The sequence below is a fragment of the Streptomyces sp. NPDC127106 genome, assembly GCF_042677605.1.
GTDB lineage: Bacteria > Actinomycetota > Actinomycetes > Streptomycetales > Streptomycetaceae > Streptomyces.
In genome coordinates, this window is record NZ_JBHXTC010000085.1 from 1 (window position 1) to 16,506 (window position 16,506).

At 73.7% G+C, this 16,506-nt stretch carries 11 protein-coding genes; 8 read left to right on the plus strand and 3 right to left on the minus strand.

Annotated features, from left to right (window positions below):
• Positions 1-1,163: 1,163 nt before the first annotated feature.
• From ACFVGY_RS35620 to rsmI, 3 genes are all read right to left on the minus strand, one after another.
• Positions 1,164-2,114, minus strand: coding sequence for a TatD family hydrolase (locus tag ACFVGY_RS35620; RefSeq protein WP_385686039.1), 951 nt, complete (start codon positions 2,112-2,114; stop codon positions 1,164-1,166).
• A 10-nt stretch (positions 2,115-2,124) separates the two neighbouring features.
• Entirely contained in the window at positions 2,125-2,637 is a 513-nt protein-coding gene (locus ACFVGY_RS35625) for a hypothetical protein (RefSeq protein WP_385686042.1), read from the minus strand.
• Between the two features lie 159 nt (positions 2,638-2,796).
• Positions 2,797-3,645, minus strand: coding sequence for a 16S rRNA (cytidine(1402)-2'-O)-methyltransferase (rsmI, locus tag ACFVGY_RS35630; RefSeq protein ID WP_385686072.1), 849 nt, complete (start codon positions 3,643-3,645; stop codon positions 2,797-2,799).
• A gap of 208 nt (positions 3,646-3,853) precedes the next feature.
• Here rsmI and ACFVGY_RS35635 point away from each other — a divergent pair, with 208 nt between their 5' ends.
• From ACFVGY_RS35635 to galE, 8 genes are all read left to right on the plus strand, one after another.
• Positions 3,854-5,620 carry a dolichyl-phosphate-mannose--protein mannosyltransferase gene (locus ACFVGY_RS35635; protein ID WP_385686044.1) on the plus strand — a complete coding sequence of 589 codons (1,767 nt, stop codon included), beginning with the start codon at positions 3,854-3,856 and terminating at the stop codon, positions 5,618-5,620.
• A 310-nt stretch (positions 5,621-5,930) separates the two neighbouring features.
• Entirely contained in the window at positions 5,931-7,571 is a 1,641-nt protein-coding gene (locus ACFVGY_RS35640) for a penicillin-binding transpeptidase domain-containing protein (protein ID WP_385686047.1), read from the plus strand.
• Between the two features lie 75 nt (positions 7,572-7,646).
• The gene (locus ACFVGY_RS35645) at positions 7,647-9,035 is read left to right on the plus strand and encodes an acyltransferase (RefSeq protein WP_385686050.1); all 1,389 of its coding nucleotides are present in this window, start codon (positions 7,647-7,649) and stop codon (positions 9,033-9,035) included.
• A 54-nt stretch (positions 9,036-9,089) separates the two neighbouring features.
• Entirely contained in the window at positions 9,090-10,886 is a 1,797-nt protein-coding gene (locus ACFVGY_RS35650) for an ABC-F family ATP-binding cassette domain-containing protein (RefSeq protein ID WP_385686053.1), read from the plus strand.
• Between the two features lie 160 nt (positions 10,887-11,046).
• Positions 11,047-12,663, plus strand: coding sequence for a PQQ-binding-like beta-propeller repeat protein (locus ACFVGY_RS35655; protein WP_385686055.1), 1,617 nt, complete (start codon positions 11,047-11,049; stop codon positions 12,661-12,663).
• Positions 12,664-12,704: 41 nt separating this feature from the next.
• Complete coding sequence (locus ACFVGY_RS35660; protein ID WP_385686058.1) at positions 12,705-14,528, plus strand: PQQ-binding-like beta-propeller repeat protein; 1,824 nt, start codon at positions 12,705-12,707, stop codon at positions 14,526-14,528.
• 133 nt (positions 14,529-14,661) lie between these two features.
• Positions 14,662-15,360, plus strand: a complete 699-nt coding sequence (locus tag ACFVGY_RS35665) for a response regulator transcription factor (protein ID WP_385686060.1) — start codon at positions 14,662-14,664, stop codon at positions 15,358-15,360.
• A gap of 95 nt (positions 15,361-15,455) precedes the next feature.
• Complete coding sequence (gene galE, locus ACFVGY_RS35670) at positions 15,456-16,403, plus strand: UDP-glucose 4-epimerase GalE (protein WP_385686075.1); 948 nt, start codon at positions 15,456-15,458, stop codon at positions 16,401-16,403.
• Positions 16,404-16,506: the final 103 nt, after the last annotated feature.

Consider the following 16,506-nt stretch of genomic DNA (forward strand, 5'->3'; position numbering starts at 1 on the left):
TCCAGGTGGGTGTGCGAATCCGCCACCGCCACGCGGAGAGGTTCCGGCAGCGGCGGCGGGGTGTCCCGGTCGTGGCGGGGGGGCCCGGGGGGGGGGGCGGGCCGCGGGGGGGGGGGGGGGGGGGGGGGGCGGGCGCGGGGGCCCGGGGGGGGGGGCCCCCCCCCCCCGCCCCGCGCGCCCCCCCCCCCCCCCGCGCCGGGGGGGGGGGCCCGGCGCCGGCGGCCCGTGCCGGGGGCGGCGGGCCCGGGCGGGCCGTCGGGTGGCGCGCCCGCGCGACGGCGGCCGGTGCCGGGGGCCGTCGCGGCCACGGTCACCGCCACCGCCGCGGCCGCGGGGGCGGTGGAGCCGGGGGTGTCGGGTCCGGGCGGGCCCTGGGGCGGTGCGCCCGCGCGGCGGCGGCCCGTGCCGGCCACGGCCAGGGCCACCGGGGCGGCGGCCTCCGCCGTCCCGGTGCGCGCGCGGGCCCGCCGCCCCGGGACGGCCGCCTCCGGCGGTTTCCGCCGGCGTGCCCCTCTCCGCGGCCCCGGAACACCGTCCTCCGTGGCCGCCCCCGCCCCACCGCCGGCGCCCGGATCCGGCTCCGCCCCGGGATCCCACCAGGGGCCGCCGCCCGGGTCGGTCCCGGGGCCGGGATCCAGGGCCAGCTCCAAGGCCGCTGCCGCTGCCGCTGCCGCGGCCACGGCCGGGTCCGGCTCGGTGGGCGGGCCGGGCGGCAGTCCCGCACCGGGCCCCGGGCCCGGATCCGCCCCGGCCCCGGTTCCGGGGGCCCACCCGTGCCCCGGGCCCGGAGCCGGGCGCGGCCACGGATCGGCCAGCCAAGCCGGGCCGTCGTCCAGGACGGGCCCGGCCGCCGCCGCGGGCGTACTGCCTCCGGGCCCGGGGGCCAGGGCCAGCTCCGCGGCGGGGGCAGGGGCCGGGGCCGGGCCGGGCTCCGTGGGCAGGGCCGCGTACGGCGGCCAGGGAAGGCGGGGGTCGGCGGCGGGCCCGTAGACCCCGGTGTAAGGACTCTCGCTCACGACGCTCGCTCCACTGGTCCGGCCCGCCTACGGTTTCGGGCACGGCACCCTAGCGGAGCCGCGGTGACTCTCCAAAGTCGTGCAGCTACCCAGCGTGTCGGAGTAGCGGAGGGAGGGGGCGGCAGGGGGGCGGAGGGTCGTTCGGTATCAGTAGTCGAAGGCGCGGGCCGTGTTCGCCGCCAGCGCGGTGGCCATCGCGTCCTCGTCGATCCCCCGGACCGCGGCCATCGCCCGGACCGTCAGCGGAACGAGGTACGGCGCGTTGGGCCGTCCGCGGTACGGCGCCGGAGTGAGGTACGGGGCGTCCGTCTCGACGAGGACCAGCTCCAGCGGGGCCACGGCGAGGGCGTCCCGCAGCGGCTGGGCGTTCTTGAACGTGACGGTCCCGGCGAAGGACATGTAGTAGCCGGCGGCCGCGCACTCGCGGGCCATGTCGGCGTCGCCGGAGTAGCAGTGGAAGACCGTCCGCTCGGGCGCGCCCTCCTCGCGCAGCACGCGCAGCACGTCCGCGTGGGCGTCGCGGTCGTGGATGACCAGCGCCTTGCCCTGCCGCTTGGCGATCTCGATGTGGGCGCGGAAGGAACGCTCCTGCGCCGCCATGCCCTCGGGCCCGGTGCGGAAGTAGTCCAGCCCGGTCTCGCCGACTGCCTTGACGTGGGCGAGCTGCGCGAGCGCCTCGATCTCGGCCAGCGCCTCGTCGAGCGCGGCCTCGCCGCCGCCCGCCCGGGCGCCCTGCCGCGACCAGCCGTCGGGGTCCCCGAGGACGATGCGGGGGGCCTCGTTCGGGTGCAGGGCCACCGCCGCGTGGACGTTCTCGTACGCGGCGGCGGTCTCGGCGGCCCAGCGGGACCCCTTCACGTCGCAGCCCACCTGCACGACGGTGGTCACCCCGACGGAGGCGGCCTTGGCGAGGCCCTCCTCGACGGTGCCGGACTGCATGTCCAGGTGGGTGTGCGAATCCGCCACCGCCACGCGGAGAGGTTCCGGCAGCGGCGGCGGGGTGTCCCGGTCGTTCCGGGCGTCCCGGTCGTTCCGGGCGTCCCGGTCGTTGCGGGTGTCCTTGGCGGAGGCGGAGGCGGAGGGGCTGGCAGGGCTCATGCGGCCGATCTTATGACCGGCGCAGTTTCCGCAGCAGGCGGGCGAGCGGTCCGCGGCGCTCCTGCTCCGCGTCCAGCTCCGTGTCCACGGGCACGGGTCCGGGGCCCTCGTGCGGCGGCTTGTGGCGCGCCTTCGCGGCGCGCGGCTCGTTCGCCCCGGCCGGCACCGGGCCGGCGATCCCGGGTGCGATGCGGTGGTGCCAGAGCTTGTCGATCGTGCCCAGTACGGACGAGACCTGCCCCGCGCGCATGATCCGCACCACGTGGCCGCCGCAGTTCTGGCAGGTCGGGTTGGACAGCGGGGAGGGCACCCGCTCGCCCTCGACCCTGTACAGGATGAAGGGCTGGCCCCTGCCGTCGGTGTGGTGCTCGATCTGGTAGCCCTGCTCCCAGGCGAATCCGCACCTCATGCACGCGAAGGAGTAGGCCTCGTGCACGATCCGCACGCCGGGGGCCACGGGCGGGGACGCCGGCGTGGGCGCGGGTGCGGGGGCGGGTATCGAGGTGTCTGCGATCTCACTCATGCCAGCTCCTCTTGTTCCACTGTGCCAATGCCAGTGGACGCCTCTTCGGGCAGGAGCGCATCAGGCCATGTCCAGTGTTGGACGGCCCTTGGGCCACTCATGCCCAAAGCGCGCGGTGCGCGGTCTGAGCTTTGCTTTTCAGATTAGCTCTTTACCTTCTCACTGCATGTTTCCGGCCGCATTCTTTGCCGCGACGACCGCGTCGAAGACCTCCCGCTTGGGTACGCCGGCCTCGGCTGCGACCGCCGCAATGGCTTCTTTCCGCCGCTCGCCCGCCTCCTCGCGCACCCGCACCCGACGCACCAGCTCCTCGGCGTCGACGTCGCCGGGGCCGGCGGCGGGCGCGCCCTCCACCACAATGGTGATCTCCCCGCGCACGCCCTCGGCGGCCCAGGCCGCCAGCTCGCCGAGACCGCCCCGCTTCACCTCCTCGTACGTCTTGGTCAGCTCGCGGCAGACGGCGGCCCGCCGGTCGGGACCGAACACCTCGGCCATGGCGGCCAGGGTGTCGTCGAGCCGGTGCGGGGCCTCGAAGTAGACGAGCGTGCGGCGCTCGCCCTCGACCTCGCGCAGCCGGCCGAGGCGTTCGCCGGCCTTGCGCGGCAGGAAGCCCTCGAAACAGAACCGGTCGACGGGCAGCCCGGACAGGGCGAGCGCGGTGAGCACGGCCGACGGCCCCGGCACGGCGGTGACCCGGACGTCCTGCTCCACGGCGGCGGCGACCAGCCGGTACCCGGGGTCGGAGACGGACGGCATGCCGGCGTCGGTGACCAGCAGCACCCGCTTGCCCTCCCGCAGCGCCTCCACCAGCTCGGGGGTGCGCGCCGACTCGTTGCCCTCGAAGTACGACACGACGCGCCCGGAGGTGTGCACGCCGAGCCCCTGGGTCAGCCGGCGCAGCCGCCGGGTGTCCTCGGCGGCGACCACGTCGGCCCGCTCCAGCTCGGCCGCGAGCCGGGGCGGGGCGTCGGCCAGGTCGCCGATCGGGGTGCCGGCGAGCACGAGCACGCCCGCCCCCGAGTCGGAGCCGCGGCCGGGGGCCCGGGAGGCGTCGGTGCGTGCGGGATGTGCGGGGGTTTCGGAGCCGATGGGCTGGTCAGTCGTCACCCGTCCATCCTCTCAGCCGGGCCGGCCGCCCCCGCCCGTGCCGCCCGGTGCGGGCACCGGCCGTCTGCGGCACTGGGGTTCGCACAGCCGCGTTCCCTACGATGACCCGGTGACCAGTACCGCGACGCCGCCGCCCAACCCTGCGGGGGCCCCGCCCGCCCCGGTCGCGGGGCGCGAAGAAGAGCCGTCCACCTGGCTGCGCCGCCTGCGCGGCTTCGGCTACGCGCCGCCCGCCGGCGCGCGGCGGCCGGATGTCCGCGCCCGCCTGGTGCCTCCGTACGCCCGGCCCTCCGCGCAGCTGTGGGCGGCGCTCGGGATCCCCGCCGCGGCGGCGGACACCTGGCAGCGCGTCATGGCGTGGGTCGGGCCGGTGCTGGTGGCGCTGGTCGCCGGGGTGCTGCGGTTCGTGAACCTGGGCGGCCCGAAGGCGGTGATATTCGACGAGACGTACTACGCCAAGGACGCCTGGGCCACGATCCGGCAGGGCTACGAGGCGAGCTGGCCCAAGGACATCGACAAGTCGATCCTCGCCAACCCCGACGGGGTCGCCCTGCCGGCGGATCCCGGATACGTGGTGCACCCGCCGGTCGGCAAGTGGGTCATCGGGCTCGGCGAGTGGATGTTCGGCTTCACCCCGTTCGGATGGCGGTTCATGACCGCCGTGCTCGGCACCCTGTCGGTGCTGATGCTGTGCCGGATCGGGCGCCGGCTGTTCCGTTCCACCTTCCTCGGCTGCCTGGCGGGCACGCTGCTGGCGGTGGACGGCCTGCACCTGGTGATGAGCCGCGCCGCCCTGCTCGACCTGGTGCTGATGTTCTTCGTGCTGGCCGCCTTCGGAGCGCTGCTGATCGACCGGGACCGGGCGCGGGCCAGACTCGCGGCCGCCCTGCCCGTGGACGACGAGGGCCGCAGCAGGCCGGACGCGGCCGTCGCCGAGACGCTGCGGCTGGGCTGGCGCCCCTACCGGATCCTGGCCGGCGTCTGCCTCGGCCTGGCCTTCGGCACCAAGTGGAACGGCCTGATCGCGCTCGCCTTCTTCGGTGTGCTCACGGTGCTGTGGGACGCGGCCGCGCGCCGCACCGCGGGAGCCGGGGCCCCGTACGCGGCGATGCTGCGCCGGGACGCGCTGCCGGCGTTCGTCTCCACCGTCCCGGTCGCGATCACGGTGTACGTCGCTTCCTGGACGGGCTGGATCCTCAGCCCGGACGACGGCAAGGGCGGGTACTTCCGCGACTGGGCCGCCAAGCAGGACCAGGGCAGCGCCCTGTCCTTCCTGCCGGAATGGCTGCGCAGCCTGTGGCACTACGAGACGGAGGTCTACAAGTTCCACGTGGGTCTGACGTCGGGGCACACCTACGAGTCGAACCCGTGGAGCTGGCTCGTCCTGGGCCGCCCGGTCTCGTACTTCTACGAGTCCCCCGACCCCGGCACGGACGGCTGCCCGGCGACGGAAGCCGGCAAGTGCGCCCGCGAGGTGCTGGCCCTGGGCACGCCGCTGCTGTGGTGGGCCGGCTGTTTCGCGCTGCTGTACGTGCTGTGGCGGTGGTTCTTCCGCCGCGACTGGCGGGCGGGTGCGATCGCGTGCGCGCTGGGCGCGGGCCTGCTGCCCTGGTTCAACTACCAGGAGCGGACCATCTTCTTCTTCTACGCGGTGGTCTTCGTCCCGTACCTGTGCCTGGCGGTGGCGATGACGGTCGGGGCGCTGCTGGGCCCGGCGGGCTCCTCGGAGCGCAGGCGCGCGCTGGGCGCGATCGCGGCGGGCGTGCTGGTGCTGCTGATCGTCTGGAACTTCATCTACTTCTGGCCGGTGTACACGGGCGAGACGATCCCGATGGACTCCTGGCGCAGCCGCATGTGGCTGGACACCTGGGTCTAGCGGTCTGGTGCGACCGTGCCGGTCGCAGCCCTTCTTCGTCGAGGGCTGCGACCGGCACGGTCGTTCCGTTTGGCGGCAGGGAAGCGCACCCGGAAGGGCCTGGGGTGGTCCGACGGTCGGGCGCTGCGCCGGCAGGACGAGCGAGGTCGATCGATGGTCGGTGGGGCGCGTGCCTCCGCGCGCAGGGGCTTTCGGAATATCACCCTCCAGTAACAAGGTGTGCACGGCATCCCTACGCCGCGTAAGGTCCGTACCGAGGGGTCTTTGAACGCGTTCAGGGACCCGGGGGATCCGACGGGGAGGACGTGACGTGAACGGGGCGGCGAAGGGGGCCATCATCGGCGGGGTGTTCCTCGCGATGCTGGGCGGGGCCGGGTACGGGGCCTACACACTGGTGAGCGACGCCGGCAGCGGCAGCGGCAGCGGCGGCGGCAAGGACGCCGCCATCCGGTCCGCGAAGGGCGGTGGCCCGATCACCGATCAGGAGGCCGCCGGCACCGCCAAGGCCTTCCTCGACGCCTGGGCCGCCGGGGACGCGGCCGCCGCGGCCCGGCTGACCAACAACCAGCAGGCGGCCCAGACCGCCGTCGCCGACTACCGGGCCCAGGCCCACGTGGCCAAGGCCGTCATCACCCCGGGCACCGCGACCGGGGCCACCGTCCCGTTCACCGTCACCGCCGAGATCACCTACGAGGGCGCGAGCAAACCGCTCGCCTACGACTCCAAGTTGACCGTCGTCCGCGGGTTGACCAGCGGCAAACCCCTCGTCGACTGGCAGCCCTCGGTCATCCACCCGCAGCTCGGCAAGGACGAGAGACTGCGCGCAGGCGCCCCCGCCACGCCGCCGGTCAAGGCCGTCGACCGCAACGGCGAGGAGCTCACCGCCGAGAAGTACCCCTCGCTGCGCCCGGTCCTGGACCAGCTGCGGCAGACCTACGGCGCCAAGGCCGGCGGCCGGGCCGGGGCCGAGCTGTGGATCGAGCCGGCCACGCAGGACGCGCCGAAGCGCACCCTGCTGACCCTGGCCGAGGGCGAGCCCGGCATGCTGAAGACCACGCTCGACGCGCGGATCCAGGCCGCTGCCGAGCAGGCCGTCGCCCGGTTCCCCGAAGCCTCGGTGGCCGCCGTCAAGCCGAGCAGCGGACACATCCTGGCCATCGCCAACCACCGCAAGGACGGCTTCAACGCGGCCATGGAGGGCGCCCGGGCCCCCGGCTCCACCATGAAGATCGTCACGGCGGCGATGCTCATCGACCGCGGCAAGGCGGGGGCGAACCAGCCGGCGGAGTGCACCAAGGAGGCGTCCTGGGGCGGCCGCTCCTTCCACAACCTGAAGAACTTCGACCTGCCCGCCGACGCCACCTTCGCCACCGGTTTCGCCCGCTCCTGCAACACCTCCTTCATCAAGCGGATCGACGACGTCCGCGACGACGCCGCACTGTCGAAGGAAGCCCGCGAGGTCTTCGGCATCGGACTCGACTGGAAGACCGGCGTCCGTTCCGTCGACGGCAAGGTCCCCGCGGCGACCGGCGCGGCAGCCGCCGCGGCCTACATCGGGCAGGGACAGATCACCATGAACCCGCTCAACGTCGCCTCCATCACGGCCACCGCCCGCACCGGCCGGTTCAACCAGCCGGTGATCGTCGCACCGGACCTCGACGGCCGCCCGATCGCACGCGCCGAGCGCCGCATGCAGCCCGCGGTCGCCCAGCAGGTGGTGGGGATGATGAAGATGACCGCCTCCAGTGGCACCGCCGCCGAGGTGATGGGCACCGTCCGCGGCTCCGACAAGGGCGCGAAGACCGGCTCGGCCGAGGTCGACGGCGCGGGCAGCCCCGACAGCTGGTTCACCGGCTTCAACGGCGACGTGGCCGCGGCCGCGATGGTCGAGGGCGGCGGCCACGGCGGCGATGCGGCCGGCCCCGTCGTCGCGGCCGTCCTCAACTCCTGAACCACCCGGTACCCAGACCGGAAATGAGTACCAGCGCTCTGGTCCCGGGCCCCGGGCGCGCGGGAGCGTACCGGCATGGACATGAGTGCACGGGACCTGGCCGAGGCGACCCCCGCGACGCGGGACCGGTACGTCGACCTCCTGCGCGTCGCCTCGCTGGCCACCGTCGTGCTCGGGCACTGGCTGATGGCCGCGGTGAGCGGCGACGGGATAGGGAACCTGCTCGCCCTCGTCCCCGGGCTCCAGATGCTGACGTGGGCGCTGCAGATCATGCCGGTGTTCTTCTTCGTCGGCGGGTTCTCGCACGCCCTGTCGTACCGCTCGCTGGAGCGGAAGGCCGGCGGCCGGGGCGTCTACGCCGCCTTCCTGCGGGCGCGGCTGCGGCGGCTGCTGCGCCCCACGCTCGTCTTCGTCCTCGTCTGGACCGCGGCCGCGCTCGCCGTCCAGGCCGCCGGACGCGGGGACGGCCGGCTCTCCGGGGCCGCCCTCAGGCTGGTCACCCAGCCGCTGTGGTTCATCGGCATCTACCTCGCCATGGTGGCCCTCACCCCGCCCCTGCTCGGGCTGCACCGGCGCTGGGGCTGGGGAGCCTTCGCCGCGCTCGCCGGGGCCGCCGCAGCCGTCGACCTGCTCCGGTTCGCGGCCGGGGTGCCCTACGTGGAGTTCCTGAACTTCGCCTTCGTCTGGCTCGCCGTGCACCAGCTCGGCTTCCTGCGCGCCGACGGCCGCATCACCCCCACCGGCCGCACCCGCCTCCTGCGTCCCACCGTCCTCGCCGCCGCCGGACTGGCGGGGGCCGCGCTGCTCGTCGCCTACGGGCCGTACCCGCTCTCCATGGTCGGGATGCCCGGCGAAAAGGTGTCCAACATGGCGCCGCCCACCCTCGCCCTGCTCTGCCACGGGCTGTGGCTCGTCGGTGCCGTCGAGCTGCTCGGGGCACCCGCTGCGCGGCTGCTGGCCCGGCCCCGCGTCTGGCGGGGCGTGGTCGCCGCCAACGGGATCGCCATGACCGCCTTCCTGTGGCACCTCACCGCCATGCTCGCCGTGTACGCCGCCCAGCTCGCCCTCGGCATGCGGCTGCCCGAGCCCGCCTCCGCCGCCTGGTGGGCCCAGGTGCCCGTACGGCTCCTGCTCGCCGCGGCGCTGACCGGGCTGCTCGTCGCCGCCTTCCGCCGCTTCGAAGCCCCGACCCCGACCCCGACCCCGGCACCCGCGGCCGCCCCCGCCGCCGGCGGACCCGCCCCCGCCGCCGGCTCCTCGCCGCGGGCCGCCGCCGGCATCACCCTGTGCCTGCTGGGCATCCTCGGCCTGTCCATGACCGGCCTCGGCGGCCTCTTCGAGGGCCACTCCGCCACCCTCGTCGCACTGCCCGTCACGGCCCCCGCCGCCATTGCCATGGCACTCGGCGGCTGGTACCTGGTGGAACGCTCCGCCCCGTCCCGGAGGGTTAGGCTGAGGGGCTGATCCACACCCTCCCCCGGACCCCCGTCCGGGGGTACCCCACCTGGAGCGCGTCTGATGGCCGTCAATCTGGTCAATGTCGAGGCAGTCAGCAAGGTGTACGGCACCCGTACCCTGCTCGACGGCATCTCCCTCGGCGTGTCCGAGGGGGACCGGATCGGTGTCGTGGGCCGCAACGGCGACGGCAAGACCACGCTGATCCGCATGCTGGCCCGCCTGGAGGAGCCCGACGCCGGGCGGGTCACCCAGAGCGGCGCCCTGCGCATGGGCGTCCTCACCCAGCACGACTCGCTCGACCCCGCCGCGACGATCCGCCACGAGATCATCAAGGACATGGCCGACCACGAGTGGGCCGGCAACGCGAAGATCCGCGACGTCCTGACCGGCCTGTTCGGCAGCCTGGACCTGCCCGGCTTCGACCGCGGCCTGGACACCGTCATCGGCCCGCTCTCCGGTGGCGAGCGCCGCCGCATCGCCCTCGCCAAGCTGCTCATCGAGGACCAGGACCTCATCGTCCTCGACGAGCCCACCAACCACCTCGACGTCGAGGGCATCTCCTGGCTGGCCCAGCACCTCCAGCAGCGCCGCTCCTCCCTCGTCTGCGTCACCCACGACCGCTGGTTCCTCGACCAGGTCTGCACGCGCATGTGGGACGTCCAGCGCGGCAGCGTCTACGAGTACGAGGGCGGCTACAGCGACTACGTCTTCGCCCGCGCCGAGCGGGAGCGGATCGCCGCCACCGAGGAGGTCAAGCGGCAGAACCTGATGCGCAAGGAGCTGGCCTGGCTGCGCCGCGGCGCCCCCGCCCGCACCTCCAAGCCGCGCTACCGCATCGAGGCCGCGAACGCCCTCATCGCGGACGTGCCGCCGCCGCGCGACACCTCCGAGCTGATGCGGTTCGCCAACGCCCGCCTCGGCAAGACCGTGTTCGACCTGGAGGACGTGACCGTCCAGGCCGGCCCGAAGACCCTGCTCAAGCACCTCACCTGGCACCTCGGCCCCGGCGACCGCATCGGCCTCGTCGGCGTCAACGGCGCCGGCAAGACCTCACTGCTGCGCGCCCTCGCCGAGGCGGCCCGCACCCAGGGCGAGGTCCAGCCCGCCGCCGGCACCGTCACCGTCGGCAAGACGGTCAAGCTGGCGTACCTCTCCCAGGAGGTCGGCGAACTCGACCCGTCCCTGCGGGTCCTGGAGGCCGTCCAGCGCGTCCGCGACCGCGTCGACCTCGGCAAGGGCCGCGAGATGACCGCCGGTCAGCTGTGCGAGCAGTTCGGCTTCACCAAGGAGAAGCAGTGGACGCCGGTCGGCGACCTCTCCGGTGGTGAGCGCCGCCGCCTGCAGATCCTGCGGCTGCTGATGGACGAGCCGAACGTGCTCTTCCTCGACGAGCCCACCAACGACCTGGACATCGAGACCCTCACGCAGCTGGAGGACCTCCTCGACGGCTGGCCCGGCTCGATGATCGTGATCTCGCACGACCGGTTCTTCATCGAGCGCACCACCGACACGGTGATGGCGCTGCTCGGCGACACGACCCTGCGGATGCTGCCGCGCGGTCTCGACGAGTACCTGGAGCGCCGCCAGAAGATGATCGAGGCGGCCGCCCCCGCGCCCGCCCCGGTCGCGCCGAAGTCGACCTCCGCGGGCGACGCCCGCGCCGCGAAGAAGGAACTGCAGCGCATCGAGCGGCAGCTCAACAAGATGGCCGACCGCGAGACCAACCTGCACGCCCAGATCGCCGAGAACGCCACGGACTTCGCGAAGGTGGCCAAGCTCGATGCGGAGCTGCGCGAACTCATGGCGGAGCGGGACGAGTTGGAGATGCGCTGGCTGGAGCTGGCCGAGGAGGCCTGACGGTTCGCAGGCGCAGCGGCCAACCGGCCCGATAACGACGCTGTCACAGGCCGGTCCGCCCTTGGGAACAGGGGTGCGACCGGTCCGGCGTCCTCCCGGCAGCAGTGGTAGAAAGGTGATCTCCCCGCACCCCACACCCGACGCCCGAAGGTACGCGCTGATGACCGAGCAGCCCCAGCCGCCGAACCAGCCGCCTGCACCGGACGGTTACGGGCACCTCCCGGGCCCGCCGCAGCCCTCGTACGGCACGCCCCCGCAAGGCCCCAACCCGTACGCCCAGTCGCAGCCCCCCACCACGCCCATGGGGCAGCCCGCGTACTCCTTCCCGTCGCCGTCCGGCGCGCCCCAGGGTCCGGGCACCGCGCCCGGCCGCCGACGCACCACCGTCATCGCCGCGGCCGCGGCCGCCGGCGCGCTCCTCCTCGGCATTGGCGGGTACGCCCTCCTCGCGGGCGGCGAGGAGAAGGGCCAGGCCGCGCCGGCCGCCCAGAGTTCCCCGCCCGCCGACCCCAAGCCCTCCGCCACCCCCGACAAGGGCGACGGCAGCGGCAACGGCTCCGAGGCCGCCGAGGACCTCAACGCCGGGCGCAAGCAGGGCGAGGACAAGGTCCTCTGGCTCAAGACCGCCAAGGTCGACGGCCCGGGCTCGGGCGTCATGGCCAAGGGCCAGTGGATCGTCGGTGACACCGTCGTCAAGAGCGTGTGGAAGAACATCACCGCCTACGGGGCCGCCGACGGCAAGGAGAAGTGGACCCTCGCCTTCCCCACCCCGATCTGCTCCGTCACCCCGCAGGCCACCGCCGACGGCAAGACCGTCGTCCTGTACAAGGACATCGAGTCCGAGAACGCCGTCTGCAACCAGATGCGGCTCGTCGACCTGAAGACGGGCAAGGAGGGCTGGTCGAAGGAGGTCCCCAAGGAGGAGGCCTTCGACCTCATGACCAGCCCCACCCTCGGGCTGACCGGCGACACCGTCATCGTCAACCGCACCCCCACCGCCAGCGCCTTCAAGATCAGCACCGGCGACAAACTGTTCGGCAGCGCGTCCGCCGAGGGCTGCAAGCCCGACGCGTACGTCGGCCACAACAACAAGTTGATCGCGACCGCCGTGTGCCGCGACCAGGACAGGAAGCGCGAGGTCTCGGGCGTCGACCCGGTCACCGGCAAGAAGGCCTGGACCTACCACCTCCCCGTCGGCTACGCGGTCACCAGCGTCTACTCGCTCGACCCGGTCGTCCTCGACATCGGCAACGAGCAGAAGACCGAGCGCTCCATCGTGGTCCTCGGACCCGACGGGAAGCAGCGCGCCACCGTGAGCGGCGAGGGCAAGTTCGCCACCGAGTGCGACCCCGGGCTCCTCAGGTCCATCGAGGTCTGCCGCAGCACCGTCGTCGACGGCGGCACCCTCTACATGCCGACCAGCACGGACAGCGGCAAGGCCAACGAGATCGTCGCCTTCGACCTGGGCACCGGCAAGGCCAAGTGGCGCACCCCGGCCGGGGAGAACCGCACCCTCACCCCGATCAAGGCCGAGAACGGGCAGCTGATCGCCTACCGGTCGGCCGAGGTCGACAAGGGCGGCGAAGTCGTGGCGTTCCCGGCCACCGGGGGCACGCCCACCGCCCTGCTGCGCCACCCCTCCGGCGCCGCCGCCCCGATCGAGAGCTCCTTCTACGGCCAGAACATCGACTACGTGGGCGGCCGCTTCTACATCTCCGTCCTCACCCTGCGAGCCCAGGGCACGGAAGAGAAGCTCCTGATGGTCTTCGGCAAGTGAACGAGTCCACCGAGCCGCCCACCGAGAGGCAGTAGCAATCCATGAGTACCCCGCCGCCCCCTCATCAGCCGCCCGCCGGCGGCTTCGGCGCGCCGCAGGATCCCCCGCCCGGCGGCTTCGGCGCGCCGCCCGCGCCCGCCGCCCCGCCCGTCCCGCCGCAGCAGCAGCCCCCGGCCGCCGCCCCGCAGCCGCCGGTGGACCCCCGGCAGCCGGCCGCCGCGCCGCCGGCCGGGCCGCCCGCCATGCCGCCGACCGTGCCCGCCGGCGGGCACGCCGTCCCGCCGCAGGCACAGCCCGGGCAGCCCGCGTACGGATACCCCCAGCAGGGCTACGGCTACCCGCAGCAGGGACCCGCCGCCCCGAACCCGTACAGCGCCCCCACGGCGCCCATGCAGGCGGCCCAGCCGCAGCCGGGCCCCTCCGGCGCGGGCGGCGGCGGGGAGAAGCGCACCCAGATGATGATCATCGGTGCGGCGGCGCTCGCCGTCGTCCTGATCGTCGCCGGCGGCCTCTGGTACGTCTCCGACAGCAGCGACGGCGACGAGCCCCAGGGCACCCCCACGGCCGGTGCGAGCAAGGCCCCGGGCGGCGTGCCCGGCTCGGAGAAGGTGCCCGCCAACACCAAGTCCCGGCCGCTGTACAACCACCCGAGCCCGGCACCGGAGGAGATCACCACCGTCCCCGGTTCCTGGCTCGTCGACTCCGTCTACGTCAAGACCGACCTGTCCAAGGTGGTCGGCTACAACCTGGTCGACGGCGGCAAGAAGTGGGAACTGCCGTTCCCCGGCGAGATCTGCAGTGCGACCAAGCACATCAGCGACAACAAGACGGCCGTGGTGTTCAAAGCGGTCGCGGCCACCCCCGAGAACAAGTACCCGCAGTGCACCGAGGTCGGCGTCATCGACCTGACCGCCGGCAAGCTCGTCTGGTCCGGCAACGCCAAGGGCAGCGCCACCGGTGACAAGCCCGCCCCGCTCAGCGAGGTCACCATCAGCGGCCAGACGGTCGCCGCAGCCGGCAGCAGGGGCGGCGCCGCCTGGAACCTCGCCGACGGCAAGGCGCTGTGGATGCCCAAGGCCGACCCCGACGGCTGCCGCGACGCCGGCTACGCGGGCGGCGAGGCCCTCGCGGTCATCCGCACGTGCAGCGGCTCCAAGCAGAGCGTGTACGCGCAGAGCCTGGACCCGGCCACCGGCGCGCCCACGGCCTCGTACAAGCTCTCCGAGGGCATCGACTCGGCCTCGATCGTCTCCACCAAGCCGCTGGTCGTCGCCGCGGACGTCGGCAACACCGCCAAGAACGGCACCGGCGTCAGCGACCTGTTCGTCGTCGACCCCAAGGGCGAGCTGAAGGCGCGCATCTCGCTCGCCTCCGGAAACTTCGGCGGCAAGTGCCGCAGCTCCGAGGTCGAGAAGTGCAGCAGCATCGTGGTCGGCAACGGCAAGGTCTACGTGCCCTCGGCCGAGCACCAGGGCAAGGACTCCTCCTCCCTCGCCCGCACCAACGAGCTGCTCTCCTTCGACCTGGAGACCGGCAAGCAGACCAGCGACCGCGCCGACGCCGGCGAGCGGTACACCATGTTCCCGCTCCGCATGGACGGGTCGAACATCATCGCCTACAAGGTGCCCCCGTACGACAAGGGCGGCCAGATCGTCTCCATCGACGGCACGACGATGAAGGAGACCCTCCTGATGGAGAACCCGTCGGAGAAGGCGAGCCGGAGCGCCGAGACCGCCTTCTCGCCCGACTACTCCGAGTTCCGCTACCACAACGGCAAGCTCTTCATCTCCCGCACGAACGTGAAGAAGCCGTACTCCGGCCAGCAGGATCCGGAATACCTCTTCGTGTCCTTCAGCGCCAGCTGATCCCCGGCCGTATCCACGGTCACCAGGAGCCCCCGGAAGGTCCGCCTTCCGGGGGCTTCTGTGCCGTATCCGCCGCACGCCGTCGAACAAGCGTGTAGCTTGCCGGGGCAGAAGGGGAGAGGGTGGGGGCCCAATGGGCGTACGGGTCATGGTGGTCGACGAGCACCGGCTGCTGGCCGAGGCGCTCGCCTCGGCCCTGAAACTGCGCGGACACCGGGTGCTGGCCGCGGCCGCACCGGCCTCGGGCGCCGCCGACCTGGTGATCAGCCGCGCGCCGGAGGTCTGCCTCCTGGGCACGGCCACCCCCGCCGAGCCGGGGGTCTTCGAGCCCGTGGTCCGCATCAGACGGGAGCGCCCGCAGACCGCGGTCGTGGTCCTCGGCCCGGTGCCGAGCCCGCGCGGGATCGCCGCCGCCTTCGCCGCCGGCGCCTGCGGGTACGTACGCCAGGACGAGCGGATCGAGGGCGTCGAGCGGGCGCTGGCCAAGGCGCGGGCGGGGGAGGCCGCGATCTCCCCGCAGCTGTTGCAGGGGGCCTTCGCGGAGCTCCTCAATCCCGCGGCCGCGCCCGACGACGAGGGCAGCCGGCTGCTGCGTCTGCTCACCCCGCGCGAGGTGGAGGTGCTGGTCCGGGTCGCCGAGGGCGAGGACACCCGGCTCATCGCCGCGGGCATGGAGATCGCGCCGAGCACGGCCCGTACGCACGTGCAGCGGGTGCTGATGAAGCTCGGCGTCGGGTCACGGCTGGAGGCGGCCGCGCTGGCCGCCCGGACCGGTCTGCTGGAGCGGGCGGCGCTGCCGCGGACGGACGCCGATTTCCCCGGACGCCCGTAATCCGGTAAGCCAGTGACCGGCATGCGCACCGTTGCGCGTGCCTTCCCCTGCGAGAGGTAGATAGGCCAGTGAGCAAGACGCCGTCTTCTAAGTACATGGTCACCGGCGGCGCCGGATACGTGGGCAGCGTCGTCGCGGCGCACCTGCTGGAGGCCGGACACGAGGTCACCGTCCTCGACGACCTCTCCACGGGCTTCCGCGAGGGCGTCCCGGCCGGGGCGACGTTCATCGAGGGCCGCATCCAGGACGCCGAGCGGTACCTGGACCCCTCCTACGACGCCGTCCTGCACTTCGCGGCGTTCTCCCAGGTCGGCGAGTCCGTTGCGAACCCGGCCAAGTACTGGGACAACAACGTCGGCGGCACCCTCGCCCTGCTGGGCGCCATGCGCACGCACGGCGTGCGCAAGCTGGTGTTCTCCTCCACCGCCGCCACCTACGGCGAGCCCACCGAGAGCCTGCTGACGGAGGAGTCCGTCACCCGCCCCACCAACCCGTACGGCGCGTCCAAGCTGGCCGTGGACCACATGATCACCGGCGAGTGCGCCGCCCACGGCGTCGCGGCGGTGTCGCTGCGCTACTTCAACGTCGCCGGCGCGTACGGGCAGTACGGCGAACGCCACGACCCCGAGACGCACCTGATCCCGCTGGTGCTCCAGGTCGCCCTGGGCGAGCGGCAGTCGATCTCGGTGTTCGGCGAGGACTACCCGACCCAGGACGGCACCTGCGTGCGCGACTACATCCACGTCGCCGACCTGGCCGAGGCCCACCTCGCCGCCCTGGGCGCCGCCACCGAGGGCGAGCACCTGATCTGCAACCTGGGCAACGGCAGCGGCTTCTCGGTCCGCGAGGTCATCGAGACCGTCCGCAAGGTCACCGGCATGGACATCCCGGAGGTCGTCGCCCCGCGCCGGGCCGGAGACCCGGCCGTGCTCGTCGCCTCCGCCAAGGCCGCGCACGAGAAGCTCGGCTGGACCCCGTCCCGTCCCGACCTCGAGGGCATCATCGCCGACGCGTGGAACTTCACGCGCGCCCTGCGCGGCTGACCGCCGCGCCGCCCACGGCTTCCGTCGCGGGGCCCCCCCCCCCCCGGGGGGGGGGGGGGGGGGTGTGGGGGGGGGGGGCGCCCGGGCGCGTAGGCGAGCCCGC